This window comes from Enhydrobacter aerosaccus, from assembly GCF_900167455.1.
Lineage (GTDB): Bacteria > Pseudomonadota > Alphaproteobacteria > Reyranellales > Reyranellaceae > Reyranella > Reyranella aerosaccus.
Window position 1 is genome coordinate 770,421 of the sequence record NZ_FUWJ01000001.1, and the last position, 24,348, is coordinate 794,768.

Consider the following 24,348-nt stretch of genomic DNA (forward strand, 5'->3'; position numbering starts at 1 on the left):
ATCAGCCGGATTTTCAGGCGCCAAGCCCGTCTGCGCTGGAACTTCCGTGGCGTCGACACGGTGAGCTTGCGGAAATCGGCGCCAAACCAAGCGCCATCTCGCGATCGTCGTTCGTGCCCAGACTTCAGCCATGCCATCTCCCACCGCTACGAGGTGTACGGTAGGAGTCATCAGCCTCGCGGCGGTTGTCGGGGGACCCCATCCCCATCGGGTTCGAAAATTTACCGCGACGCTGCAGGTCCGTCAAAAAGACTTGCGAAGATCGCTTCCTGAGTGGCGACAGGACTCGATCGCCGAGCTGTTCGCGTGGCGCCGGAGCTGGGTGCATACTGCTTTCCGTTTGCGTGGAGATGTTGATTTGGCCCGCGTCGTCATTCCGCAAAAGGCAGCAATGAAGGCCCGGTTGCCGGCCTCTCTCCGCGATATTCCCGGCGGAGTGTGGGCGCTGGGTTTCGTGTCCCTGTTGATGGATGTCTCGTCGGAGATGATCCACGCGCTGCTGCCCGTGTATCTGGTGACGATGCTGGGGGCCTCCATGGCAACGGTCGGGTTGATCGAGGGGCTGGCCGAGGCGACGGCATCGATCACCAAGATATTCTCCGGGGCGCTTTCCGACTGGCTGGGCAAGCGCAAGCTCCTGGCCGCGCTGGGCTATGGCCTTGCCGCTCTCACCAAGCCGTTGTTTCCGCTGGCGCCGTCGGTGGCGTGGCTGGTCGGCGCCCGCTTCCTCGATCGCGTCGGGAAGGGCATTCGCGGCGCTCCGCGTGACGCCCTGGTGGCCGACATTTCGCCCGAGAACATTCGCGGCGCGGCGTTCGGCCTGCGTCAGGCGCTCGATACGGCCGGGGCGTTTGCGGGACCACTTCTCGCGATCGCCCTGATGTGGCTGACGGCGGACAATTTTCGCGCCGTGTTCTGGGTTGCTGTCGTTCCCGCTTTTTTGGCCTTCGCTTTGATCGTTACTGCGGTTCATGAGCCTGCGACCCCTGCAGCCTCGCGCCGTACGATGAAGATCCCGCTCAGCCCTTCGGAACTGAGGCGCCTCGGAACCACGTTCTGGTGGGTCACGGCCATCGCCGTTGTCTTCACGCTGGCCCGTTTCAGCGAAGCCTTCCTGGTGTTGAGGGCGCAAAGCGTGGGCCTGCCCATTATGCTGGTGCCCGCCGTCATGGTTGTCATGAACATTGCCTATACCTTGGCGGCCTATCCTGCGGGCGCCGTATCGGATCGGGCAGGACGGGTGATGCCGCTCGGCGTCGGCATCTGCACGCTGATCGCGGCCGATGTCGTGCTGGCATTCGTGGCGAGCACCTGGGGGATCGCCATTGGTGCGGTACTTTGGGGCCTGCACATGGCCTTTACGCAAGGAGTGCTGGCGGCCCTGGTTGCCGATGCCGCTCCGCAGGACCTGCGCGGCACCGCCTATGGCGTTTTCAATCTGGTCACCGGGTTGGCGATGCTGGCGGCCAGCATGATTGCCGGTTTGCTTTGGGACGCCGTCGGCCCGGTGGGAACGTTCCTGACCGGGGCTGTGTTCGCGGTCGTGTCGGGTCTGGGGCTGTTTGCCGCTCGAGGCCGACTGGCCGATCGTTCGCCCGACTCAGCCCATTGACGACCGGAATAGGGGATCGGACCCGCCCGCACTTAAGCTGCGGGCATGCACTCCATTGCGACACAGGCAAAGAAAAACGCGCGACCGGATTCCGATCGCGCGCTGCCCTGGATGTTCCGAGCCTTGAATGGCCCGCTCCCGTTTTTTTCCCGTTTATTTAACGGGAGGGGCCCGGCGGTCCCGGGAAATGCCTCAGCCCAGCTTGCCCATCGCCACGGCCGTGTCGGCCATGCGGTTGGAGAAGCCCCACTCGTTGTCGTACCAGCTCATGACGCGCACCAGCGTGCCGTCCATGACCTTGGTCTGATCCATGTGGAAGGTCGACGAGTGGCTGTCGTGGTTGAAGTCGATCGAGACGTTGGGCTGATCGGTCCAGCCGAGGATGCCCTTGAGCTGGTTGGCGGCGGCGAGCTTCACGGCCTTGTTGATCTCGTCCTTGTCCGTCTTCTTCTTGGCGACGAACTTGAAGTCGATGACCGAGACGTTCGGCGTCGGCACGCGGATCGACACGCCGTCGAGTTTACCGTTGAGTTCCGGCAGGACGAGGCCGACGGCCTTCGCCGCCCCGGTCGAGGTCGGGATCATCGACATCGCCGCGGCGCGGGCGCGGTAGAGATCCTTGTGCATCGTGTCCAGCGTCGGCTGGTCGCCGGTGTAGGCGTGGATCGTGGTCATGAACCCCTTGTCGATGCCGACCGCATCGTTCAGCACCTTGGCGACCGGCGCCAGACAGTTGGTCGTGCACGAGGCGTTGGAGACGACGAGATGATCCTTGGTGAGCTTGTCGTGGTTCACACCGTAGACGACGGTGAGGTCGGCATGGTCGGCGGGGGCGGACACCAGCACCCGCTTGGCGCCGGCGGCGAGGTGGGCCGAGGCCTTCTCCTTGCTGGTGAAGATGCCCGTGCATTCCAGGGCGATCTCGACGCCCAGTTCCTTGTGCGGCAGCTTGGACGGATCGCGCTCCGCAGTGACCTTGATCTTGCCGCGGCCGACATCGATCGTGTCGCCATCGACCTTCACATCGTGTGGGAAACGGCCGTGCACGGAGTCGAAGCGCAGCAGGTGGGCGTTGGTCTCGACAGGGCCGAGATCGTTGATCGCGACGACTTCGATGTCCTTGCGGCCCGATTCGATGATGGCCCGCAGGATGTTGCGGCCGATACGCCCGAACCCGTTGATTGCAACCCGAACTGCCATGTCTTCCTCCTATTGCGCCAGGCGACGTGCCGCGGCGGCGATCGCTTCGGCCGTGATGCCGAAATGCTTGTAGAGATCGGAAGCCTTGGCCGAGGCGCCAAAGCCCTTCATGCCAACGAAGGCCCCCTTGGTGCCGAGCCAGCGCTCCCAGCCGAAGCCGCTGGCAGCTTCGCAGGCAACGCGGATGGTACCCTCGCCGCCCATCACTTCGTGCCGATAGCTATCGCTCTGCTGGGCAAAAAGTTCCCACGACGGCATCGATACGACGGCGGCATTGAGGCCGTCCTGGGCGAGGAGATCGCGCGCCGCGAGGGCAAGCTGTACCTCCGAGCCCGAGGCAATCAGGCGAATCGGCGCGGTGGCGTCGCCGGCAAGGAGATAGGCGCCGCGGGTGCAGAGATTGCTTTCGGCCGCCGTGCGGACGGTCGGCAGGTTCTGACGGGTGAGGATCAGGATCGTGGGCGTCTTCTTCGATTCGAGGGCCAACTGCCAGCATTCCGCCGTTTCGATCGCGTCGGCCGGACGCAGCACCTGAAGGTTCGGAATGGCGCGCAGGGCAGGCAGATGCTCCACCGGCTGGTGGGTCGGACCATCCTCGCCCAGCCCGATCGAATCGTGAGTCATCACGTAGATGACGCGCAATCCCATCAGCGCCGAAAGGCGGATCGACGGCCGGCAATAGTCCGTGAACACCATGAAGGTGCCGCCATAGGGAATGACGCCGCCATGCAGCGCCATGCCGTTCATGGCCGCGGCCATCGCATGCTCGCGAATGCCATAATAGACGTAGCGACCGGACGGATCGTCCTTGGTTGCGGGATGCAGGCCCGCGGTCTTGGTGTTGTTCGAACCGGTCAGATCCGCCGAGCCGCCGACCGTGTCGGGCAGCACCGGGTTGATCACCTCGAGCACTTCCTGGCTCGACTTGCGCGTGGCCCAGGACGGCTTGTCGGCCGCGATCTTGTTCTTGAAGGCAACCACCGCCTCGTTGACCGCGGCCGGCAGATCACCCTTGAGACGGCGGTCGAACTCGGCGCGGTCCTCGGCGCCCATTTCGGCATGGCGCTTCAGCCATTTGCGGCGCACCGACTTGCCGCGCGTACCGATCTTGCGCCAGGCGGTGAAGATCGGCTCGGGAATCTCGAACGGCGGCGCCGTCCAGCCCAGCGCCTCGCGCGCCGCCGCGACCTCGTCCTTGCCGAGCGCCGCGCCATGGACCGCTGCGGTGCCCTGCTTATGGGGCGCGCCGAAGCCGATCACGGTCTTGCAGGCGATCAGCGAGGGCTTGTCGGTGACGTTCCGCGCCTTACGGATGGCGCGCGTCACGGCCTCGGCATCGTGGCCGTCGACCGACTGCACGTGCCAACCCGCGGCGGCGAAGCGCTTCTTGTGATCCTCGGATGTCGAGAGCGAGGTCGGGCCGTCGATCGAGATGCCGTTGTCGTCGAACAGCACGATCAGGCGCCCGAGGCCAAGATGCCCGGCGAGCGTGATCGCCTCCTGGCCCACGCCTTCCATCAGGCAGCCGTCGCCGGCGATGACATAGGTGTAGTGATCGACGATGTCGGCGCCGAAGCGCTGGCGCAGCAGCCGCTCGGTGAAAGCGAAGCCGACCGAATTGCCCAGGCCCTGGCCCAGCGGACCGGTCGTCGTCTCGATGCCGCTGGCATGGCCGTATTCCGGATGGCCGGCGGTGCGGCTGCCGAGCTGGCGGAAATGCTTGAGCTCGTCCAGCGTCATGTCCGGGTAGCCGGTGAGATAGAGCAGGGAATAGAGCAGCATCGAGCCGTGACCGGCCGACAGGACGAAGCGATCGCGGTCGGGCCAGTGCGGGTCGGTCGGATCGAACTTCAGGAATTTCGAGAACAGGACCGTGGCGACATCCGCCATGCCCATGGGCATGCCCGGATGGCCGGAGTCCGCCTGCTGAACGGCGTCCATGGCCAGGGCCCTGATGGCATTTGCCATGTCGCGATTGGCGGCGGGTTGAGCGGTCATTTTATGCGTGCGCCATATGGTTTTTCGAACGGCGCGCAAGATGACGGCCACCCCCAGAGACGTCAATGCGCAAAAGCTTATGCGATGCCAAGATATTGGGCGTGGTAACGGCCCTAAGCGACCAGATGTTGACCGCTCACAGGCACACCACTTATCCTTGCCGTATGGAGCAGACGCCATTGGGCGAGCAGCTGCAATTCGCTGGGGGAGCAATGTCCAAGGCAGGCACTGCCAAGGATCGGGTGAACGATGCGCTCAGCCGGCTGGAGTCGATGGTCGAAGAGCGGCTGCGCGCAGAAAAGGCGCGCGCCGACGAACTCACCGCCCGACTCGGCAAGCTCGAGCAGCAGCACGAGGAACTGAAGAGGGTCGCGACCGAGGTCGAGGGCCGGCTCGAACGCGCGATGGAATATATCCGCTCGCTTCTCGCCGCCGATCAGAACTGACGGCGGCGCGACTTTATCAACAGACAAGCTTCGCCTTGCTGCGCAAGCCAAGGTAAAGTCGGTTCCCCTCTAGACGCCGGATACGGCGCAATAAACAGGAGCAACGACATGCCCCTCGTGTCGATCAACATCGCCAATCGGACCTACGAGCTCGCCTGTGGCGAGGGTGAGGAAGCACGCGTCCAGGAACTTGCCGCTTATGTCGACGAGAAGGTGACCGACCTGCGCAAGCAGATGCCGGGAGCTGCAGAGATCAAGCTGGTGGTGTTCGCGGCGTTGCTGCTGGCGGACGAAAGCCGCGAGGCGCGCGGCATCGCTCGCCAGGCCGAGACGGCGCGGGCTTCAGCCAGCGACAGCGCCGACACGTTGGCGACGGCGCTCGAGGAACTCATCACCTCGCGCGTCGACAAGATGTCGAAGAAGGTTAGCGGCGCCGCCTGAGATTTTGGCCACCGCATTGCAGCGGCCGCCCCGAATGCCTAGATTGGCTGTGGGGCGGAATTCTGCGCGGTGCGTGGTTCGCCTAAAAACCCCGGGGCCAATAAAGATCTCCAGGGAGCTGTTCCTGGTCTTGGCTGTGGCCTTGATCACACGGCGCCCACCTGCTTTTGCAGGCCTTGGAGGTTTTTGCGGCCACGGCCCATCGTGGAGCCGCCCCACCTTGCTCCCCTTGCCATGACTCTCCTTGAAGACAAGCGCGCCTTGCGCAGCGTCATGTTGGCCTGGCGTGCCGCGCTGCCGGAGGCGGAACGCCGGACGGCAGCCGAGGGCCTGCTGGCCCGGTTCCGACACGAACGGCTGGTCGAGACGCCTGCGGTGGTCTCGGGCTTCTGGCCGATCGGCGAGGAAATCGACATCCGGCCATTGCTGATGGAACTGTCCGGTCAGGGCTGCCAGCTCGCCTTGCCGGTCGTGCAAGGGAAGGGACAGCGGCTTCTGTTCCGGGCGTGGCGGCCTGGCGATCCGCTCGAGGCCGGCGTGTTCGGGACCTTGCATCCGTCCGCGAAGCGGGAGGCGATCGAACCGGAGGTGTTGCTGGTGCCGTTGCTCGCCTGTGACGAGGAGGGATGGCGGTTGGGCTATGGCGGCGGCTTCTACGACCGTACGCTGGCGGCCCTGCGCGCGAAGAGCACGGTGACGGCGATCGGCGTCGGCTTCGATGCGCAGCTGGTGGCGGAGGTTCCGCACGGTCCGCAGGACCAGCGGCTGGATTGGCTGTTGACCGATCGGCGCGCATGCGCCTTTGTCTGACATATGAAGGTTTTGTTTTGTGGAGACATTGTCGGCCGGGCCGGGCGCGACGCGGTGACCAAGAATGTGCCGCGCCTGCGCCGCGAACTCGGCCTGGATTTCGTGGTGGCCAACGGCGAGAACGCGGCGGCGGGCTTCGGCATCACCGCCAAGATCTGCGCCGAGCTGCATAATGGCGGCGTCGACTGCATCACCACCGGCAACCATGTGTGGGATCAGCGCGACATCATTCCGTATCTGGCTCAGGACAAGCGCCTGCTGCGTCCCGTGAACTTTCCGCCCGGTACGCCGGGTTGGGGCTCCAACGTCTTCGAGACGGCGCGCGGGCACAAGATCGTCGTGATGAACGTCATGTGCCGCCTGTTCATGGATGCGATCGACGACCCGTTCCGCGCGGTCGATACCGAACTGGCCAAATACAGCCTCGGTCGGTCCGCGCAGTTCATCCTGGTCGACGTTCATGGCGAGGCGACCAGCGAGAAGCAGTCCATGGGCCACCATTGCGATGGCCGTGCCTCTGCCGTTCTGGGCACGCACAGCCATATTCCGACCGCCGATCACTGGATCCTGCCGGGCGGTACCGCCTATCAGACCGACGTCGGCATGTGCGGCGACTACGATTCGGTCATTGGCATGAAGAAAGACGTCGCCGTCCAGCGCTTCATCCGCAAGATCCCCGGCGAGCGGTTGTCGCCGGCCGAGGGAGAGGGGACTTTGTGCGCGGCCCTGGTCGAAACCGACGACAAGACCGGCCGCGCCCGGTCGATCCGGCCCATCCGGATCGGCGGCCGCCTCTCGCCAGCCGGGTGATCTTCAGCATCTTGTATCTCACGACCATCGACTATACCTATTACGGGTAGGCTGAAGAGGACCGTTGACGGTCTGGGGAAAAATCGGCATCCTTTTGATGTTAAACGGTTTTTCGCCGCGTTGGCGAACTGTCTTCAGGTTAGAGGGGGCGTCGGAATCTAGGTTCCGACGTTTTTTAGCGGGGGCTTCGGCCCCCGCCTTTTTTTGTGCCGCAGGCCGTTTCGGGCGTCTCTAACACTCCCAAAGCCCACGAGAAGTGGTATAGGCGGCCCATCACATCACTTAATCTGGTTTCGGGCCATGGCGGGCCATTCCCAATTCAAGAACATCATGCATCGCAAGGGCCGGCAGGATGCGGCCAAGGCGAAAGTCTTCACCAAGCTGATCCGCGAAATCACGACCGCGGCCCGGCTCGGCTCTCCCGACCCGAATGCCAATCCGCGCCTGCGTGCCGCGATGATCGCGGCGCGCGAGGCCAACATGACGCGCGACACCATCGATCGCGCCATCAAGCGGGGCTCGGGCAACGAGGCGGACGCCAATTATGACGAGGTCCGGTACGAGGGTTATGGTCCGGGTGGCGTCGCGGTGATCGTCGAGGCTCTGACCAACAACCGCAATCGCACGGCCGGTGAGATCCGGTCGATCTTTGCCAAGCACGGTGGCAATCTCGGCGAGTCGAACAGCGTCTCCTTCATGTTCGATCGCATGGGTGAGTTCCGCTTTCCTCTCAAGGTCGGAACCGCCGACGAGGTGATGGAGAAGGCGATCGAGGCCGGCGCCGACGATGTCGTCAGCGGCGAGGGCGAGGATGCGGCGCATGAAATCTACTGCGCCCAGGAGAGCTTCAACACGGTGCGCGAGGCACTCGAGAAGTCGCTCGGCCAGCCGTCCTCCGCCAAGCTGATGTGGCGCCCGAAGACCACGACTCCGGTCGAGGGCGACGCGGCCCAGACGTTGCTGGACCTGATCCAGGCGCTCGAGGACAACGACGACGTGCAGAACGTCTACGCCAATTTCGAGCTGTCGGACGACGCTCTGGCGAAGTTCGCGGCCTGACGCGGCGGGTCATGAAACTGATCGGCCTCGATCCCGGTCTGCGGCTGACCGGCTGGGGCGTGATCGATGTCGAGGGCAATCGATTGCGCCATGTGGCGCATGGCGTGATCAAGGTGGCGGGAGAACGGTCGCTCGCGGAACGGCTCAGCGAACTGTTCGAGGGCGTGGCCGCGATCGTCGCGGGTCATCAGCCGGTTGAGGCGGCGGTCGAGGAGACTTTCGTGAACGTCAATCCCGGCTCCACGCTCAAGCTTGGCCAGGCGCGCGGCGTGGTGATGCTGGCGCCGGCGCAGGCGGGTCTGCCAGTCTTCGAGTATGCCGCCAATCTCGTGAAGAAGTCGGTGACCGGTGCCGGCCATGCGGACAAGCGGCAAATCGCCATGATGGTGGGGCGCCTGCTGCCGGGTGTCGAGGCGACGGCGGATGCCGCCGACGCTCTTGCTGTCGCCATCTGCCACGCTCATCACCGTGCCACCGCCAAACGGGTGGAGGCAGCGCTGTGATCGCCAAGCTCAAGGGCATCGTCGATTCGGTCGGGGAAGACAGCGCCGTCATCGACGTCAATGGCGTCGGCTATCTGGTCTCTGCCTCCAGCCGGACCTTGCGTGATCTGGTCGCCGGCGGACCTGCGACGCTGCTGGTCGAGACCATCGTGCGCGAGGACGCCATCGCCCTTTACGGCTTTCTCGACACGGCCGAGCGCGACTGGTTCCGGATTCTCACGACCGTGCAGGGCGTCGGAGCCCGCGTGGCGCTTTCCATCCTGTCGACCTTGGCGCCGGACGACATTGCCCGCGCCATCGCGGGCCAGGATCGCTCCAGCCTGAGTCGCGCTCCTGGTGTCGGTCCCAAGCTCGCGGCCCGGCTGGCCACGGAACTCAAGGACAAGGCCGCCGCTTTCGGCGTCGCTCCGGTGTCTTCGCGGGCGACCGCGACGCCCAATTCCGCCGGCACGGCAGGGTCGGTCAACGAGGATGCAGTGTCGGCCCTGGTCAATCTCGGCTATCGCCGGGTCGAGGCCTTCGGAGCCGTGGCGCGCGTCACCCAGCGCCTGGGCGGTGACGCCGCGCTCGATGCCGTGATCCGTGCCGGCCTGCAGGAACTGGCACGATGAGCGTCGAGGCCGATCGTCTGGTGGCTGGCAAGCGGACCGAGGAGGATGCGGCCGAACTTGCGCTGCGTCCCCAGGTCCTGGACGACTTCGTCGGGCAGAAGCAGGTTCGCGAAAACCTCAAGATCTTCATCACCGCCGCCAAGGCCCGCCGGGAGGCGCTCGATCACGTGCTGTTCCACGGGCCGCCGGGTCTCGGCAAGACGACGCTGGCCCAGATCGTGGCGAAGGAGATGGGCGTCGGATTTCGTGCCACCTCGGGCCCCGTGATCCAGAAGGCTGGCGATCTCGCGGCGCAGCTTACCAACCTGCAGCCGCACGACGTGCTGTTCATCGACGAGATTCATCGTCTCAATCCGGCGGTCGAGGAAATTCTCTATCCGGCGATGGAGGACTTTCAGCTCGATCTGATGATCGGAGAGGGGCCGGCCGCCCGATCGGTGCGCATCGAGCTTCCGCCCTTCACGCTGGTCGGCGCGACCACACGATCCGGCCTGATGACCCGTCCGCTGCGGGAACGCTTCGGCATTCCCCTGCGGATGGTCTTCTACGAGCCGGCCGAACTCGAACTGATCGTGCATCGCGCGGCCCGCGTCCTGAAGATGGAACTGGCCATGGACGGCGGGGCCGAGATTGCCAAGCGCTCGCGCGGTACGCCGCGTGTGGCCAACCGCCTGTTGCGGCGCGTGCGGGACTTCGCCGCGGTGGCGGGCTGCAAGATCGTCGATGCGAAGGCTGCCGACGCCGCACTGACCCGTCTCGAGATCGACCAGCGCGGTCTCGACACCATGGACCGTCGTTACCTGGCTTGCATCGCCACCAACTATGGAGGCGGGCCAGTCGGCGTCGAGACGTTGGCCGCGGCCCTTTCCGAGCAGCGCGACGTCATCGAGGACGTGATCGAGCCGTATCTGATGCAGCTTGGCCTGTTGATGCGTACGCCGCGGGGCCGGCTTCTGTCGGAAGGCGGATACAGGCATCTCGGCCTGGCCGTGCCGACGGAACAGAAGCAACAGCTCGACCTGCTGGCGACGGGCGGGCAGGCGGACGAGGCGTGAGCGGGCCCGTTCTCCCGAGCTCGGGTCGCATCGAGGCGGGACGGCACGTTCTGCCGTTACGGGTCTATTACGAGGACACGGACGCCGCCGGCATCGTCTATTATGCAAACTGGCTGCGCTTTCTCGAACGCGGCCGCACCGAGATGCTCCGGTTCCTGGGACAGGAACACAGCGCCCTTCGCGCCGAAAAGGGTGTGAACTGGATCGTGCGTCGCTGTGCCATCGATTACCTGAAGCCCGCACGCCTCGACGACGCCATCGAGATCGTGACCGGCTGCAAGGAACTGCGCGGGGCATCGCTCGATGTTGTGCAGGAAGCCTATCGCGACACCGATCTGCTCGTTCGGGCCGACGTGACGGTCGCGTGCATCAGTGAAACGGGCCGGCCGGTTCGGCTGCCACAGCAAATTCGTCAAGCACTGCAAGCAGTTGCGGGGCCATACTCGCCCCGCTCACGCCATATTCGGATATAACGCTCAGGAACGGACGGAGATTACCAATGGAAGAGATAGCGCAGCTCGCCAGTACCCCTCTTGGCGGCAGCAGTCCTCCCATCGACATGTCGGTGTACGGCCTGTTCATGCAGGCCGACTGGGTGGTGAAGGCAGTCATGATTGCCTTGCTGCTGGCTTCATTCTGGTCGTGGGCGATCATCTTCGAGAAGATGATCCGACTGCGCGCGCTCAAGCGCAGCGCCCAGACCTTCGAGGATACGTTCTGGTCCGGCGTCTCGCTCGAGGATCTTTACGATCGCGTTGGCGCCAAACCCGACGATCCGATGTCGAGCGTGTTCTCCGCCGCGATGCGCGAGTGGCGCCGGTCGGTATCGAAGGGGCTCGCGGCTAGCGCGGCGGCGCGCGCGGGGCTGCGTCAGCGCATCGAGCAGGTGATGAGCGTGACCATCCAGCGCGAGATGGAAGCGATCGAGAAGCGGCTGGGTTTCCTCGCCACGGTCGGTGCCAATGCCACCTTCGTGGGCCTGTTCGGCACGGTGTGGGGCATCATGAACAGCTTCGGCCACATCGCCATGTCGAAGAACACGTCCCTGGCAGTGGTGGCTCCTGGCATTTCTGAAGCGCTGTTCGCCACCGCGATCGGCCTGGTGGCCGCCATCCCCGCGGCTGGTGCCTACAATATCCTGTCGGGCCAGGTGCAGCGCTATGCCGTGCAGCTCGAGGCCTTCGCCGGTGAGTTCATCACCATCCTGTCCCGCCAGCTCGAGGAGCAGGGCTGATGGCTGCCATCATTCCCTCGGCGGGCGGTGGCGGTGGCGGTGGACGTTTCCGCCGGCGGCATTACGCCCCCATTGCCGACATCAACGTCACGCCGATGGTGGACGTGATGCTGGTGCTGCTGGTGATCTTCATGATCACCGCGCCGTTGCTGCAGGTAGGCGTTCCGGTCGACCTGCCCAAGACGACCGCCCAGCAGGTGGGAGGGAAGGACGAGCCGCTGGTGGTCTCCGTCAACGCCAAGGACGAGATTTTCCTGGGCGAGACGAAGTACGAGCCGGACGAACTCGCCAGCAAGCTGAAGGCGGTACACGACGAGAAACCCGATCAGCGGGTCTTCATCCGCGGCGACAAGAGCATCAATTACGGTCGCATGATGCAGGTGATGGGTATCGTGATCGACTCGGGTTTCCGCCAGTTGGGACTGCTCGGCGAGCAGGCGGAGTCCGCTCCGGCCAGCCCGGCCGCCCGTCAACCCGCACCGAGACGGTAGTGGCAGGGCACGCCGATGTTTGGTCGTTCCAGGGAAAGCGTCGAGATGCGGACACCGGCATTGCTGTCGGTGGCAGTGCATGTCCTCGCGCTTGGAGCGGTGATCGTGAACTTCGACCTCTTCAACCCGCCTCCGCTTGAGCCGGAGCCGGTGATGGTGGAGTTCGAAGCTGTCGCGAAGAAAGCTGCGGCTCCCAAGATCGGCGTGCAGGACGAGCAGCCGAAGAATGCCAAGATTGCCGAGGAGGCGACCAAGGCACCGCCGCCCCCCAGCAAGGCGCCGCCACCGGCGCCCGAGACCCCCAAGCCAGAGGTCGCCGAGGTGGTTCCTGAACCGCCTAAGCCGAAAGAAGTGCCTAAGGCAGAGCAGCCCAAGCCGGTCGAGGACAAGATCGCGCTCAAGCCCAAGGAGCCTGAGCCACCGAAGACCGAGAAGCCGCCTGATCCAAAACCGGACCCCAAGCCCGAGGTGAAGAAGGTCGAGCCAAAGCCGGCGACTGCGGCACCCAAGCCTCAGCCGAAGAAGGATAGCGTCGACAATATCGTGGACAGCATCCTGAAGAACCAGGACAAGAATCCGCCGATCAAGACACCTCAGCAGCAGCCTAAGCCCGTGAAAGAGATCACTAGGCAGGCTGCAGTTGCGCCTAACTTCTCGACGACCATTACGGCCAGCGAGCTCGAGGCTGTTAGGGAAAAGATTCGGAAGTGCTGGGCTTCCCCCGGTGGCGGTAAGAATCCGCCTGTCGTGGCCTTCGTCGTACAGATGAATCCTGACGGCACACCGGTAAGTGCAGAAGTGAAGGACACTGGCCGCTACAATAGCGATCCTGCCTTTCGCGCCATCGCCGACTATGCATGGCGCGCGATCATGAATCCGCGCTGTCAACCATGGCCGCTGCCGGCAGAAAAGTACGCCAGCGATTGGCGTTATATTAATTTCAACTTCGATCCCCGCGACTACTGACGCGCGTCGCGCTATAGAGGCTGCCCCCAATGATGATGAGGTTCGACATGATGCATCTTAGAAGACATCTGCGGACGATGCTGTGTGCCGCCGCGCTTGCCGCGTTGGCGATGCCGGCGCACGCCCAGCTCACGATCGATATGACGAAGCCGAGCTTCGAGCCGGTGCCGATCGCCATCGTCGACTTCAGCGGGGAAGCCGTGGGAGCGCAGATCGCCGAAGTGATCCGCAACGACCTCCAGAATTGCGGCCTGTTCCGGTCGATCTCGCCGAGCTCCTTCATCGAGCGCAACGTCAATGCCAACGCCGCGCCGCGCTTTCCTGACTGGCGCAGCATCGGCGCCCAGGGCCTGGTGGTGGGCCAGATGAGCCGCATCGGCGGAAACATCAAAGTCGACTTCCGGCTCTGGGATGTCGTGGTCGGCCAGCAGGCAACAGGTCTTTCCTTTACCAGCCAGCCCAACAACTGGCGTCGTCTCGGCCACATCATCGCCGATGCGATCTACAAGCGGGTCACGGGCGAGGAGGGCTATTTCGATACCCGCATCGCCTATGTCGCCGAGACCGGGCCGGTCACCACTCGCGTCAAGCGCATTGCCATCATGGACCAGGACGGCGCCAACAACCGCTACATCACGGACGGTCGGACGCTGGCCGTGACGCCGCGCTTCTCGCCGACGCTGCAGGAGATCGTGTACATGGCCTATAGCGAGGGCAATTCCCCGCCGAAGGTCTATCTGCAGAATGTCGACTCGGGTCGCCGCGAGCTCCTGGGGAACTTCCCGGGCATGAGCTTCGCCCCGCGCTTCTCGCCCGATGGAACGAAGGTTGCCATGAGCCTGTCGCGGGATGGCAACACGGATCTCTATGAGATGGACCTGCGTGGACAGACGCTGCGGCGACTGACCAATACGCCGGGCATCGATACATCTCCGTCCTATTCGCCGGACGGCACCCAGATCGTGTTCAACTCCGACCGGGGCGGGACGCAGCAGCTCTACGTCATGGGCGCCAATGGCGGCGGCGAGCGACGCATCAGCTTCGGCGACGGCCGCTATGCCACGCCGGTCTGGTCGCCGCGCGGCGACTTCATCGCCTTCACCAAGATCATGGGCGGTACCTTCGGCATCGGCGTCATGCGGCCGGATGGCAGCGGCGAGCGCCTGCTGACCAGTGGCTTCCTGGTCGAGGGTCCGACCTGGGCTCCCAACGGTCGCGTGCTCGCTTACTTCCAGCAGCAGCGTGGCGGTTCCGTCAATCTGCAACAAATCGACATCACGGGTCGCTTCCAGCGCCAGATCCCGACGCCGACCGATGCGTCGGATCCCGCCTGGTCGCCCTTGATTCCGCAATAGCGAGAGATATGATCGCGCAGTCGGCCCGAGCGTACATCGCTCGGGTCGTCGATTCTGGGAGAGCGGTGGATTTTTGTAGGAAACCGAGAGGAACGCGGCGTGCAAGCGACGCGTAAAGATTAGATGCGCACGATCAAGGCACTCGCTGCAGTTGCGGCAATGATCTTCATGGCCGCCTGCAGTAACAACGAGCAGGCTGCCGTCCCGGCCAGTACGACGGTCACCCCGGGGTCCGTCGCCGATTTCAAGCAGAACATCGGTGACCGTGTGTTCTTCGATACCGACATGTCGACCGTTCGCTCCGACGGCCGCGGCACCCTGGACAAGCAGGCGACCTGGCTGAAGCAATACACCAACTACCAGATCACCATCGAAGGGCATTGTGACGAGCGCGGCACGCGCGAGTACAACTTTGCCCTCGGCGAGCGCCGCGCCAACTCCGTGAAGCAGTATCTGGTTGCTCAGGGCATCCCGGCCGCTCGCATCCAGACCATCAGCTACGGCAAGGAGCGTCCGATCGTTCCGGGTTCCGATGAGGCGGCGTGGGCGCAGAACCGCGTAGCCATCACCGCACTGCAGTAAGACGGGTTACCGTCCTTCAAACGCCGGTCGTCCGAAAGCGACCGGCGTTTTTATTTGTGGGCTCGCCGGTCCTGCCTGAAAATGGCCGGGTTTGAACTGAAACTAATGCATACCATGAAGACTCTCTATTCCCGGCTTCTGATGCTTGCGGTGTTCGCTCTGCCCTCGGCGGCGGCCGCGCAGCGCGGGAACTCCGTATATGTCGATGACCGGCTGAACCAGCTGCAGCAGTCGCTCACCATGCTCACGGGCCAGATCGAGCAGCTCCAGTATCAGAACCAGCAACTCCAGCAGCAGATGGAGAAGATGCGGACGGACTACGATTTCCGCATCGACCAGCTCGAGAAGGGGCGCGGTGGGGCGCCTCGGCCGGGGCCTGCGGCCGGACCGGCGCCCTCGGCTCCCGCACCGAGCCAGCAGGCCGCAGCCGCCGGCCCGTCCGCGTCTGGCGACCAGCTCTACCATGATGCCTTCAAGATGCTGCAGGAGGGCGACTATGCCGGTGCCGAGAAGGGCTTCCGGACCTTTGTGCAGCGCAATCCCAAGCATGTCCTGGCGGGCAACGCCCAGTACTGGCTGGGCGAGACCTATTACGCCCGCCGCGATTACCAGAACGCGATGACGGCCTTCGCCGAAGGCTACAAGGTGTACAAGAACAGCCCCAAGGGACCGGACAATCTGCTGAAGCTTGGCATCACGCTTGCCACACTTGGCCGCAAGAGTGACGCCTGCGCGGTCTTTGCCCGCTTTACCCAGGACTATCCGCACGCAACGGATCTCCAGAAGCGCCGCATCGATCAAGAGCGCCAGCGGGACAGCTGCGGGTGAGTGGGCCTGCCCCGCAAGGGCTCTCACGCGAGGAATTTTCTTCCCTGATGCTGCCGTTCGGCCCGTTCGAACGGCAGCCGCTCGTCGCGGTCGGGGTTTCTGGCGGCCGTGATTCGTTGAGCTTGGTGCTTCTGGCGAACGAATGGGCGGCGGCGCGGGAAGGTCGCGCTTTGGCACTCATCGTCGATCACGGGCTGCGCGCGGAGGCGGCAGCGGAAGCGGCCAGTACCGCGAAGCTCCTGGCTCGGCATGGCATCGAGACGGAGATCCTTCCCTGGTCTGGCCCAAAGCCGGCCACAGGCCTCCAGGAGGCGGCGCGCGTCGCCCGATATCGGCTGCTCTTCGGCGCCTGCCGCCAGCGCGGCATTCTCCATCTGCTCGTCGCGCATCAGGCCGACGATCAGGCAGAGACAGTGGCCATGCGCGCGGCCCGGGGCAGCGGCAGCGACGGTCTGGCCGGCATGGCTGCCGTTGTCGAGTATCGGGAAGGGCGCCTGTTACGACCTCTTCTGTCTGTTCCGCGGTCACGGCTGACGGCCACGTTGGTCGAACGCGGCGTGCGCTGGATTGACGATCCTTCCAACAGCGACCCCAGGTTTGAGCGGGCCCGCCTGCGTCAGGGAGCGCCGCAGGCGCCAGTCGATCCGGAACTCGCGACGCTCCGCATGGAGAGGGAACGCCGGTTGGCTGAAATCGCCTTGGACACCTTGGTCCTTGGTCCGTCTGCCGTCGTTTCGGTCGACCAGACGGCTTTTTCTGCCCTGGAGCGGCAGGAAGGCGTCCGGCTGTTGGGCCGCGTTGTTCAGGCCGTCGGCGGTCGGGAATACCCAACTCGGCGAGAACGGCTGGAGCGCGCTGCGATGCGGCTTTCCGAGGCCGTGACCGGCGGGAGATCCGGAGGCGGCAAGTCCGGAAAAAGCCAGGATTTCACTCTATCTCGGTGCAGGCTCGCGCTTCGACGAGATCCCGCTGAACTGCGGCTGCGCTGGATTGTCCGACCCGAAAGTGGCAGGAATGACATGCAGACAACGGGCAAACCCCTAATCCCTGCGGTATTTTTCGCTTGCGGCGCGCAGGATAGGCCCCATTTAGATATGAAACTCCAGTGACGGATCGAAACCGTGAACCCGTTCAATCGTAATGCTGCCCTTTGGATCGTCATCGTTCTGCTGCTGGCACTGCTTTACAGCGTGTTTCAGGGAGGGACGACCCGGGCGGCCGGCAATTCCATTTCCTATTCGGACTTCGTCCGCGCCGTAGACCAGCGGCAGGTTCAGGACGTCCGCATCTCGGGTAACACGATCACCGGTACCTTCCGCGAGCCGCGCAACGGCATGCAGAAGTTCTCCACCTACGCGCCGAGCACGCCGCCGGACGAGCAGCTGATGCCGATGCTGATCAAGAACGTCGATCGCGTCGATGCCGGGCCGCCGGAGGAGGGCGTGAATCTGGGCAGCATCTTCGTCAGCTGGCTGCCGGTCCTGGTCCTGGTCGGTGTCTATATCTTCTTCCTGCGCCAGATGCAGAGCGGGACCGGGCGGGCGATGGGCTTCGGCAAGTCTCGGGCGCGTCTGCTGACGGAGAAGCATGGCCGGGTGACGTTCGAGGATGTCGCGGGTATCGACGAAGCGAAGGGCGAACTCGAGGAAATCGTCGACTTCCTCAAGGACCCGCAGAAGTTCCAGCGCCTGGGCGGCAAGATTCCCAAGGGCTGTCTCCTGGTCGGTCCGCCGGGTACGGGTAAGACGCTGTTGGCCCGCGCCATTGCTGGCGAGGCGAACGTGCCGTTCTTCACCATCTCCGGTTCGGACTTCGTCGAGATGTTCGTCGGTGTCGGCGCCAGCCGCGTGCGTGACATGTTCGAGCAGGCCAAGAAGAATGCGCCGTGCATCGTCTTCATCGACGAAATCGACGCCGTCGGCCGCCATCGCGGCGCCGGCCTGGGCGGCGGCAACGACGAGCGCGAGCAGACCCTCAATCAGCTCCTGGTCGAGATGGACGGCTTCGAGTCCAACGAAGGCGTGATCCTGATCGCGGCCACCAATCGGCCGGACGTGCTCGATCCGGCGCTCCTGCGCCCAGGTCGGTTCGACCGTCAGGTCGTGGTGCCGAACCCGGATATCGGCGGTCGCGAGAAGATCCTGAAGGTCCATATGCGCAAGGTGCCGCTGGCTCCCGACGTCGAGCCGCGCGTCCTGGCCCGTGGTACGCCCGGCTTCTCGGGCGCCGATCTTGCCAATTTGGTGAACGAGGCGGCGCTACGGGCAGCCCGCGTGGGCAAGCGTCTCGTGACCATGTCGGATTTCGAGTACGCCAAGGACAAGGTCCTGATGGGCACCGAGCGCCGCTCGATGGCCATGACCGACGAAGAGAAGAAGCTGACCGCCTATCACGAGGCGGGGCATGCGCTGGTCGCGCTGCACGTGCCCAAGACGGACCCCCTGCACAAGGTGACGATCATCCCGCGCGGCCGTGCCCTCGGCGTCACGATGCAGCTGCCCGAGCGCGATCACCTCAGCCATACCAAGCTGTTCCTCGAATCGAGGCTGGCGATTCTGTTCGGAGGCCGTACGGCCGAGGAGCTGATCTTTGGCCCCGAGAACGTGACGACCGGTGCCGCCAGCGACATCCAGGTGGCGACCCAGATGGCGCGTGGCATGATCACGGCCTACGGCATGTCCGACAAGCTCGGCCGCGTTCGTTATCAGGCCAACGAGCAGGAAGTGTTCCTGGGGCATGCCGTGACGCAGACCCAGAACGTTTCCGAGGCGACGGCTCAGTTGATCGATCAGGAGGTTCGCCGCCTGATCGAGGAGGCCGAGACGCACGCCCGCAAGATCCTGACCGAGCACAATGACGATCTGCACAAGATCGCCAAGGCGCTGCTCGAGTACGAGACGCTGAGCAACGAGGAGATCGGCCAGATCCTGCGCGGCGAGCCGATCGTCCGCGACGATACCGGCGGCGCCGGCTCCGGGCCTGATCGGCGTCGGCGCGCCTCGGTGCCGACCAGCAGTGGACCGGCGACCGGCGCATCGCCCGGCGGCGCCAATCCAGAGCCCCAGCCCGGCGTTTGACGCCAGCTTTTGCTGGCGTCCCGCTCGATCGCCCGAGGATCATGGCGATCGTCAATGTGACGCCGGATTCCTTCTCCGACGGAGGCCAGCGTTTCGATGCGGCGCAGGCGGTCGACGATGGTCTGCGCTTCGTATCTGAAGGCGCGGATATCATTGATGTGGGCGGGGAATCGACCCGCCCAGGCTCCGAGGCCGTGCCCGAGCGGGAAGAGCTTCATCGTGTACTGCCTGTCGTCGAGCGACTCGCCGGTGCAGGAGTCACTGTCTCAGTAGATACGCGCCGCGCGGTTGTCGCCCGAGCGTGCCTCGATGCCGGCGCGCGGATCGTCAACGACGTTTCGGCACTGCGTGACGATCCGGAACTGCTGCCGCTTGTTGTCGAACGAGGGGCCGCCGTCGTGCTGATGCATCGACGCGGACAATCGGAGAACAAGTACGAGGGGCCAGCCTATGCCGACGTCGTCGCGCAGGTCCGGCAATTCCTGCTCGAGCGCGCGGCCACATGCGAAGCGGCCGGCGTTGTCCGGCAAAACATCGTGCTCGATCCCGGCATTGGCTTCGGGAAGACCCCTGCCGAGAACCTCGCCTTGATCGCCGCTGGCGGCAAAACAGGGGCAGGCCTCTATCCGATCCTGATCGGCACGTCCCGCAAGGGCTTCATCGGTCGCCTGACGGACGTAAAGGAGCCACGGATGCGCGATCCGGCCTCGATCTGGCTGGCTGTCGAGGCGACCCGGCGCGGCGCCGCCATCGTGCGGGTGCATGACGTGGCGGGAACGCGGCAAGCGCTCGCAATTTCAGCAATGATGCGATAACTTCCCGCATCATGTCTCGATCCCTCTTTGGCACTGATGGCGTCCGGGGCCGGGCCAATAGCGCTCCGATGACTGCCGAAACTGTCCTCCGCATCGGAATGGCGGCGGGGCGGATATTCAATCGTGGCAATCATCGCCACCGGGTCGTGATCGGCAAAGACACGCGATTGTCGGGCTACATGCTCGAGCAGGCGCTGACCGCCGGCTTGCTGTCGGTCGGCATGGATGTGTTGCTCCTGGGGCCATTGCCGACGCCCGCGGTGGGATTCCTGACCCGCTCCATGCGAGCGGATCTCGGGGTCATGATCTCGGCCTCGCACAATCCCTACGAAGACAATGGCATCAAGCTGTTCGGGCCCGACGGTTTCAAGCTGTCCGATCTGGTCGAGGCCCAGATCGAAGAGCTGATCGAACGTCATTCGACCATTCCGCTAGCCGGTCCGTCGGCGATCGGCCGAGCAAAGCGCCTGGACGATTCCGAAGGCCGCTATATCGAGGCCGTCAAAGCATCAGCAGCCCGCGGCCTGGATCTGTCGGATCTCAAGATCGTCGTCGATTGCGCCAACGGTGCTGCTTACAAGGTGGCGCCCACGGTTCTGTGGGAACTGGGCGCGGAGGTCATTCCGCTCGGCGTCTCTCCCGACGGTTTCAACATCAACGGCAACTGCGGATCGACGCATCCCGCGGCGCTGCAGGAGCAGGTAGTCGTGCACGGCGCCGATATCGGCATCGCGCTCGACGGCGATGCGGACCGTGTCGTACTGGTCTGCGAGAAGGGCTCCCTGATCGACGGCGATCAGCTGATGGCAACGATTGCCAGCCAATGGAAGAAGGATGGACGGCTTGCCGGTAATGGCGTCGTCGCCACGGTGATGTCTAATCTTGGCCTCGAGCGATTCATGTCGGCGCTGGGCCTGGCCCTGGTCCGGACCCAGGTCGGTGATCGCTACGTGCTGGAGCGCATGCGGGCGGACGGGTTCAATCTCGGTGGTGAACAGTCCGGCCACATCATCATGACCGATCATGCCACCACCGGTGACGGCCTGATGGCGGCGTTGCAGGCGCTGGCGGCACTCATCAAGAGCGGCAAGCCGGCGAGCGAAGCGTTCCAGGCCTTCAAGCCGGTGCCGCAGCTCCTCAAGAACGTCCGCGTCGGCGATGCGGTAGCGGCATTGAAGGCTCAGTCCGTGGTCTCCGCCATCGCTGCAGCCGAGCAGCAGTTGGCTGGGAGTGGCCGGCTCCTGGTCCGCAAATCCGGTACCGAGCCGCTCATTCGCATCATGGCGGAGGGGGACGATTCCGATCTGGTGCGCTCTGTCGTCGACAAGATCGTCGAAGCCATTCCACGCCAGGCGGCGTGATCGCCGCCGCATGAGGGAAGAGGCATGAAAGGCCGCGTTCTGATCGTGGCGGGCTCCGATTCCGGCGGCGGTGCCGGAATCCAGGCCGACATCAAGGCGGTGACGGCGATGGATGGCTTCGCCGCGACCGCGATCACCGCGCTTACGGCTCAGAACACGCTTGGCGTTCACAGCGTCGTGCCGGTCGATCCGTCCTTCATCGCAAGGCAGATCGAGGTGGTGTTGACCGATATCGGCGCCGACGCGCTGAAGACCGGCATGCTGCACAGCGCCGAGGTGATTCGAACCGTTGTCGCCGGTTTTCGGAAGCTGGAAGACAATGTGCCGCTGGTCGTCGATCCGGTCATGGTCGCGAAGGGGGGGCATCGCTTGTTGCAGCCCGAGGCCGAGGCGGCGCTGCGCGATCTTCTCCTGCCGATGACGACATTGCTGACGCCGAATCTGCCTGAGGCCGAGGTCCTGGTCGGTTTTCCCGTCCGGATCGAGGCCGATATGATGCGCGCCGGCGAGAAGCTGTGCGCGATGGGGCCGGGGGCTGTGCTTTTGAAGGGCGGCCATCTGGAAGGCGACCGGGTCGTGGACTTGCTGTTCCAGGACGGGAGGGTGGAGCGCTTCGAGGATGCCCGCATCGTCAGCCGGTCGACGCATGGGACGGGCTGCACGCTGGCGTCGGCGATCGCCGCTGGCATGGCGCAGAAGATGAGCCTCTACGATGCGGTGGCCCGCGCTCGGGCCTATGTCCGACGCGCAATCGAAACCGCGCCGGGCTTCGGCCACGGCCACGGGCCACTCAACCATGCGGTCACGGTGAAATCCGACTGGAACTGACCGCCCGCCGACGGTCTGTCAGATCCGGCTGGCCTCGGCGCCCATAGGCTCGGCCGGCATCCACTTGCCGGCTTCCGCCAGGGTGAGGAAATTCCAGACCTCGCGGTTGAAGGCATCCGGCTCCTCGATGTTCACCGTGTGCCCAGTCTTGGCGAACATGGCGAGTCCGGCGTTCGGCAGCACGTGCTTGAGATAGAGGCTGGGTTGCAGGCAGGGTTCGTCCTCGTCCCCGCAGATGATCAGGACCGGCAGCGCCAGCTTCTTCCACTCGGCGTCGAAATCGTAGAGAGACGGCCGCTTGCCCTGATAGTTCTCCATGGTATTGGCCGCACCGGCGTCCGGATGCTCCGCGAGGTGCTTCACGAACTCGGCGAAGCCGCGCGGATCCTTGAGCTTGAAGCGCGAGCGCGTCGGGTTGGTCTTCAGGCTTTCGGCGTAATGGGCCATGCCGCGTTTGCGGATGAGGGCCGCCGTCGCCTGGGCGTCCTTCTTGAACTGCTCGTGGCCCTCGCGGCCGGCGCCGGAGCCGATGCCGGCAAGCGTCAGCGACAAGGCCCGGTCGGGATAGCAGCGACCGAAATGAGCCGTGGCAAAGGCGCCCTGTGACAGGCCGACGATATGCGCCCTGTCGATCTTCAGGTGATCGAGTACGTGACGCGCATCGTCGACGGCGTGCTGCTGGCCGTACATCGAGCCATCGTCGGGTACATCGGAGCCGGGATAGCCGCGGAAGGAGTAGGTGATGCAGCGGTACTTGCGGGCGAAGAACCGCATCTGCGGCTCCCAGCTCCGCCAGTCCCCACTGTATTCATGCACGAACAGGATCGGTGTTCCGCTGCCGACCTCCTCGTAATAGAGCTTCACGCCATCCGATGTCGTTGCCTGTGGCATTGCTTCCTCTTCGTCCGCGATCAGGCTCCGAATCGCTCGAGCCGTTCCAGCACTGTCGGGATCTTGTCGTCCGGCACATTGGCGAAGGCGAGACGGACGAAGCGCTCCTGGCCGGCGCCGAACATGTCGCCGGGAATGGTCAGCAGGTTCTCTTCGTCGGCGAGCCGCTTGGACACGTCGGTCGAGCGCTGCCCATTGAAGGGGTGTTCGACATAGGCAAAGTACGCCCCCAGGCTCACGAGCCGCCAACGGTTGGAACGCGCCAGTCCGCTGCCCAGGAGATCGGCGCGGACTTTCAGCGCCTCGGTATTTTTCCGCGCCCAGGGCAACAAATTGTGCAGTCCGTAGAGGGCGGCTTCCTGGCCCAGGCGAGGCGGACAGATCGAGACGCAATCCATTGCCTTCTCGATCTCGGCCATCAGCGGTGCGCCGGCCGTGACGCCGCCAACGCGATAGCCCGTCAGGGCGAACACCTTGGAGAAGCTGTAGAGATGGACCAGCGTGCCGCGCCAGCCGGGGTCGCTGAACAGCGCATGCGGCCGCGTGCCTTCCGGCAGGAAATCCTTGTAGGTCTCGTCCAGTAGCAGGGCGATGCCGTGCTGGCGCGCAAGCTCGTAGAAGCGATGGATGGTCTCGGCCGGATAGACCGCGCCCGTCGGATTGTTCGGCGAGATGAGAACGATCGCCCGCGTCCGGGGACCGATCAGCTTGGCGGCATCGTCCGGGTGAGGGACCGCCCCCGACTCGGGACGAAAATCGAGCGAGACCGGCTCGATCCCCTGCATACGGATCCACATGTCGTGATTGAAATAGTGCGGCCGGGGCAGGATCACCTGATCGCCCGCCTTGGCGATGCTCATCAGGGCGAGGCAGAAGGCCTGGTTGCAACCGGAGGTGATGCCGACTTCACCCGGCGTAATCGGGGCGCCGTAAAACTCGGTGAGATGGCGGGCATAGGCGTCGCGCAGCGTGGGGAGGCCGAGGATCGGGGTGTATCCGTGCACGCTGGGATCGAGCAGCAATGTCCCCAAATGCTGCCGCAATTCGAGCGCGGGCGGATATCCGGGGACGGCCTGGCTGAGGTCGATGAGGGGACGATCGGCTGGAAAATCCCGGCCCTGAACCCACCGCTTTGTCTCTCCGATGGGCGATGGCTCCACGGCGGCAAGCCACGGATTGGTCGCAGGCACATCGCGCATCAGGACCGGCTCCACCACAATTCCACAGTATTTTTCGACACGATCATTTTCTCCATTACGGGTGGGGCTGTTGGCTATCAAACCACGCCAACAACCACTTTCCATTCGAAAATGCGTTGCTTGCATCCCGCCTTCTGCATAGCATCTGTGCCAAGGTTCCGTCTGAGAGCCAAGCT

The 24,348-nt window shown here is 64.4% G+C and carries 25 protein-coding genes, 1 other RNA gene and 1 riboswitch; of the genes, 22 read left to right on the top strand and 4 right to left on the bottom strand.

Annotated features, from left to right (window positions below):
- Window positions 1-154: 154 nt before the first annotated feature.
- A riboswitch (Fluoride riboswitch) is annotated at window positions 155-215 on the bottom strand.
- A 176-nt stretch (window positions 216-391) separates the two neighbouring features.
- Complete coding sequence (locus B5D62_RS03580; protein ID WP_085932424.1) at window positions 392-1,612, top strand: MFS transporter; 1,221 nt, start codon at window positions 392-394, stop codon at window positions 1,610-1,612.
- 192 nt (window positions 1,613-1,804) lie between these two features.
- On the opposite strand, the gene gap is transcribed toward B5D62_RS03580, so the two are convergent.
- On the bottom strand, window positions 1,805-2,812 hold the full coding sequence (gene gap, locus B5D62_RS03585) for a type I glyceraldehyde-3-phosphate dehydrogenase (RefSeq protein ID WP_085932425.1): 1,008 nt from the start codon (window positions 2,810-2,812) through the stop codon (window positions 1,805-1,807).
- A 9-nt stretch (window positions 2,813-2,821) separates the two neighbouring features.
- On the bottom strand, window positions 2,822-4,810 hold the full coding sequence (gene tkt, locus B5D62_RS03590) for a transketolase (protein WP_085932426.1): 1,989 nt from the start codon (window positions 4,808-4,810) through the stop codon (window positions 2,822-2,824).
- Between the two features lie 212 nt (window positions 4,811-5,022).
- On the opposite strand from tkt, the gene B5D62_RS03595 reads away from it, so the two are divergent.
- From B5D62_RS03595 to thiD, 21 genes are all read left to right on the top strand, one after another.
- Complete coding sequence (locus tag B5D62_RS03595; protein ID WP_085932427.1) at window positions 5,023-5,256, top strand: hypothetical protein; 234 nt, start codon at window positions 5,023-5,025, stop codon at window positions 5,254-5,256.
- Window positions 5,257-5,364: 108 nt separating this feature from the next.
- Window positions 5,365-5,697 (top strand): cell division protein ZapA, encoded by a 333-nt coding sequence (locus B5D62_RS03600; RefSeq protein ID WP_085932428.1) that lies wholly within the window; start codon window positions 5,365-5,367, stop codon window positions 5,695-5,697.
- Between the two features lie 56 nt (window positions 5,698-5,753).
- Window positions 5,754-5,912: non-coding RNA, 6S RNA (gene ssrS, locus B5D62_RS03605), on the top strand.
- 19 nt (window positions 5,913-5,931) lie between these two features.
- Window positions 5,932-6,507 (top strand): 5-formyltetrahydrofolate cyclo-ligase, encoded by a 576-nt coding sequence (locus B5D62_RS03610; protein WP_085932429.1) that lies wholly within the window; start codon window positions 5,932-5,934, stop codon window positions 6,505-6,507.
- Window positions 6,508-6,510: 3 nt separating this feature from the next.
- The gene (locus tag B5D62_RS03615) at window positions 6,511-7,317 is read left to right on the top strand and encodes a TIGR00282 family metallophosphoesterase (RefSeq protein WP_085932430.1); all 807 of its coding nucleotides are present in this window, start codon (window positions 6,511-6,513) and stop codon (window positions 7,315-7,317) included.
- A gap of 300 nt (window positions 7,318-7,617) precedes the next feature.
- Entirely contained in the window at window positions 7,618-8,376 is a 759-nt protein-coding gene (locus B5D62_RS03620) for a YebC/PmpR family DNA-binding transcriptional regulator (protein WP_085932431.1), read from the top strand.
- Between the two features lie 11 nt (window positions 8,377-8,387).
- A complete protein-coding gene (gene ruvC, locus B5D62_RS03625; protein ID WP_085932432.1) occupies window positions 8,388-8,879 on the top strand; it encodes a crossover junction endodeoxyribonuclease RuvC in 492 nt (163 codons plus the stop codon).
- The gene (ruvA, locus tag B5D62_RS03630) at window positions 8,876-9,490 is read left to right on the top strand and encodes a Holliday junction branch migration protein RuvA (RefSeq protein WP_085932433.1); all 615 of its coding nucleotides are present in this window, start codon (window positions 8,876-8,878) and stop codon (window positions 9,488-9,490) included. Before ruvC ends, ruvA begins: the two co-directional genes overlap by 4 nt.
- A complete protein-coding gene (gene ruvB / locus B5D62_RS03635; protein ID WP_085932434.1) occupies window positions 9,487-10,545 on the top strand; it encodes a Holliday junction branch migration DNA helicase RuvB in 1,059 nt (352 codons plus the stop codon). The genes ruvA and ruvB overlap by 4 nt, the downstream gene beginning before the upstream one ends.
- Window positions 10,542-11,018, top strand: a complete 477-nt coding sequence (gene ybgC, locus B5D62_RS03640) for a tol-pal system-associated acyl-CoA thioesterase (protein WP_085932435.1) — start codon at window positions 10,542-10,544, stop codon at window positions 11,016-11,018. The genes ruvB and ybgC overlap by 4 nt, the downstream gene beginning before the upstream one ends.
- A gap of 26 nt (window positions 11,019-11,044) precedes the next feature.
- Window positions 11,045-11,779 carry a protein TolQ gene (gene tolQ / locus B5D62_RS03645; RefSeq protein WP_085932436.1) on the top strand — a complete coding sequence of 245 codons (735 nt, stop codon included), beginning with the start codon at window positions 11,045-11,047 and terminating at the stop codon, window positions 11,777-11,779.
- Window positions 11,779-12,270 (top strand): protein TolR, encoded by a 492-nt coding sequence (gene tolR / locus B5D62_RS03650; protein WP_085932437.1) that lies wholly within the window; start codon window positions 11,779-11,781, stop codon window positions 12,268-12,270. The genes tolQ and tolR overlap by 1 nt, the downstream gene beginning before the upstream one ends.
- A gap of 45 nt (window positions 12,271-12,315) precedes the next feature.
- The gene (locus B5D62_RS03655) at window positions 12,316-13,236 is read left to right on the top strand and encodes a hypothetical protein (protein WP_085932438.1); all 921 of its coding nucleotides are present in this window, start codon (window positions 12,316-12,318) and stop codon (window positions 13,234-13,236) included.
- Between the two features lie 50 nt (window positions 13,237-13,286).
- Window positions 13,287-14,591: a Tol-Pal system beta propeller repeat protein TolB gene (tolB, locus tag B5D62_RS03660; protein ID WP_231714710.1), complete on the top strand. Its 1,305-nt coding sequence runs from the start codon at window positions 13,287-13,289 to the stop codon at window positions 14,589-14,591.
- 159 nt (window positions 14,592-14,750) lie between these two features.
- Window positions 14,751-15,173 (top strand): peptidoglycan-associated lipoprotein Pal, encoded by a 423-nt coding sequence (pal, locus tag B5D62_RS03665; protein ID WP_419188777.1) that lies wholly within the window; start codon window positions 14,751-14,753, stop codon window positions 15,171-15,173.
- Between the two features lie 114 nt (window positions 15,174-15,287).
- Window positions 15,288-16,001: a tol-pal system protein YbgF gene (gene ybgF / locus B5D62_RS03670; RefSeq protein ID WP_170920769.1), complete on the top strand. Its 714-nt coding sequence runs from the start codon at window positions 15,288-15,290 to the stop codon at window positions 15,999-16,001.
- A gap of 47 nt (window positions 16,002-16,048) precedes the next feature.
- Complete coding sequence (tilS, locus tag B5D62_RS03675; protein WP_085932441.1) at window positions 16,049-17,110, top strand: tRNA lysidine(34) synthetase TilS; 1,062 nt, start codon at window positions 16,049-16,051, stop codon at window positions 17,108-17,110.
- A gap of 12 nt (window positions 17,111-17,122) precedes the next feature.
- Complete coding sequence (gene ftsH / locus B5D62_RS03680) at window positions 17,123-19,078, top strand: ATP-dependent zinc metalloprotease FtsH (RefSeq protein WP_085932442.1); 1,956 nt, start codon at window positions 17,123-17,125, stop codon at window positions 19,076-19,078.
- Between the two features lie 41 nt (window positions 19,079-19,119).
- Complete coding sequence (gene folP, locus B5D62_RS03685; RefSeq protein ID WP_085932443.1) at window positions 19,120-19,893, top strand: dihydropteroate synthase; 774 nt, start codon at window positions 19,120-19,122, stop codon at window positions 19,891-19,893.
- A gap of 11 nt (window positions 19,894-19,904) precedes the next feature.
- Complete coding sequence (gene glmM, locus B5D62_RS03690) at window positions 19,905-21,254, top strand: phosphoglucosamine mutase (protein WP_085932444.1); 1,350 nt, start codon at window positions 19,905-19,907, stop codon at window positions 21,252-21,254.
- 24 nt (window positions 21,255-21,278) lie between these two features.
- A complete protein-coding gene (thiD, locus tag B5D62_RS03695) occupies window positions 21,279-22,082 on the top strand; it encodes a bifunctional hydroxymethylpyrimidine kinase/phosphomethylpyrimidine kinase (protein ID WP_085932445.1) in 804 nt (267 codons plus the stop codon).
- A gap of 18 nt (window positions 22,083-22,100) precedes the next feature.
- On the opposite strand, the gene B5D62_RS03700 is transcribed toward thiD, so the two are convergent.
- Together B5D62_RS03700 and B5D62_RS03705 are read right to left on the bottom strand one after the other, a co-directional pair.
- Window positions 22,101-22,973, bottom strand: coding sequence for an alpha/beta fold hydrolase (locus tag B5D62_RS03700; RefSeq protein ID WP_085932446.1), 873 nt, complete (start codon window positions 22,971-22,973; stop codon window positions 22,101-22,103).
- Between the two features lie 20 nt (window positions 22,974-22,993).
- Window positions 22,994-24,172: an aminotransferase gene (locus B5D62_RS03705; protein ID WP_085933511.1), complete on the bottom strand. Its 1,179-nt coding sequence runs from the start codon at window positions 24,170-24,172 to the stop codon at window positions 22,994-22,996.
- Between the last annotated feature and the right edge of the window lie 176 nt (window positions 24,173-24,348).

Bases quoted from the DNA above. Each gene is read 5' to 3' on its own strand.
- B5D62_RS03580 (WP_085932424.1), top strand. From the start codon at position 392: ATGAAGGCCCGGTTGCCGGCCTCTCTCCGCGATATTCCCGGCGGAGTG.
- gap (WP_085932425.1), bottom strand. From the start codon at position 2,812: ATGGCAGTTCGGGTTGCAATCAACGGGTTCGGGCGTATCGGCCGCAAC.
- tkt (WP_085932426.1), bottom strand. From the start codon at position 4,810: ATGACCGCTCAACCCGCCGCCAATCGCGACATGGCAAATGCCATCAGG.
- B5D62_RS03595 (WP_085932427.1), top strand. From the start codon at position 5,023: ATGTCCAAGGCAGGCACTGCCAAGGATCGGGTGAACGATGCGCTCAGC.
- B5D62_RS03600 (WP_085932428.1), top strand. From the start codon at position 5,365: ATGCCCCTCGTGTCGATCAACATCGCCAATCGGACCTACGAGCTCGCC.
- B5D62_RS03610 (WP_085932429.1), top strand. From the start codon at position 5,932: ATGACTCTCCTTGAAGACAAGCGCGCCTTGCGCAGCGTCATGTTGGCC.
- B5D62_RS03615 (WP_085932430.1), top strand. From the start codon at position 6,511: ATGAAGGTTTTGTTTTGTGGAGACATTGTCGGCCGGGCCGGGCGCGAC.
- B5D62_RS03620 (WP_085932431.1), top strand. From the start codon at position 7,618: ATGGCGGGCCATTCCCAATTCAAGAACATCATGCATCGCAAGGGCCGG.
- ruvC (WP_085932432.1), top strand. From the start codon at position 8,388: ATGAAACTGATCGGCCTCGATCCCGGTCTGCGGCTGACCGGCTGGGGC.
- ruvB (WP_085932434.1), top strand. From the start codon at position 9,487: ATGAGCGTCGAGGCCGATCGTCTGGTGGCTGGCAAGCGGACCGAGGAG.
- tolQ (WP_085932436.1), top strand. From the start codon at position 11,045: ATGGAAGAGATAGCGCAGCTCGCCAGTACCCCTCTTGGCGGCAGCAGT.
- tolR (WP_085932437.1), top strand. From the start codon at position 11,779: ATGGCTGCCATCATTCCCTCGGCGGGCGGTGGCGGTGGCGGTGGACGT.
- B5D62_RS03655 (WP_085932438.1), top strand. From the start codon at position 12,316: ATGCGGACACCGGCATTGCTGTCGGTGGCAGTGCATGTCCTCGCGCTT.
- tolB (WP_231714710.1), top strand. From the start codon at position 13,287: ATGCATCTTAGAAGACATCTGCGGACGATGCTGTGTGCCGCCGCGCTT.
- pal (WP_419188777.1), top strand. From the start codon at position 14,751: ATGATCTTCATGGCCGCCTGCAGTAACAACGAGCAGGCTGCCGTCCCG.
- ybgF (WP_170920769.1), top strand. From the start codon at position 15,288: ATGAAGACTCTCTATTCCCGGCTTCTGATGCTTGCGGTGTTCGCTCTG.
- tilS (WP_085932441.1), top strand. From the start codon at position 16,049: ATGCTGCCGTTCGGCCCGTTCGAACGGCAGCCGCTCGTCGCGGTCGGG.
- folP (WP_085932443.1), top strand. From the start codon at position 19,120: ATGGCGATCGTCAATGTGACGCCGGATTCCTTCTCCGACGGAGGCCAG.
- glmM (WP_085932444.1), top strand. From the start codon at position 19,905: ATGTCTCGATCCCTCTTTGGCACTGATGGCGTCCGGGGCCGGGCCAAT.
- thiD (WP_085932445.1), top strand. From the start codon at position 21,279: ATGAAAGGCCGCGTTCTGATCGTGGCGGGCTCCGATTCCGGCGGCGGT.
- B5D62_RS03700 (WP_085932446.1), bottom strand. From the start codon at position 22,973: ATGCCACAGGCAACGACATCGGATGGCGTGAAGCTCTATTACGAGGAG.
- B5D62_RS03705 (WP_085933511.1), bottom strand. From the start codon at position 24,172: ATGCGCGATGTGCCTGCGACCAATCCGTGGCTTGCCGCCGTGGAGCCA.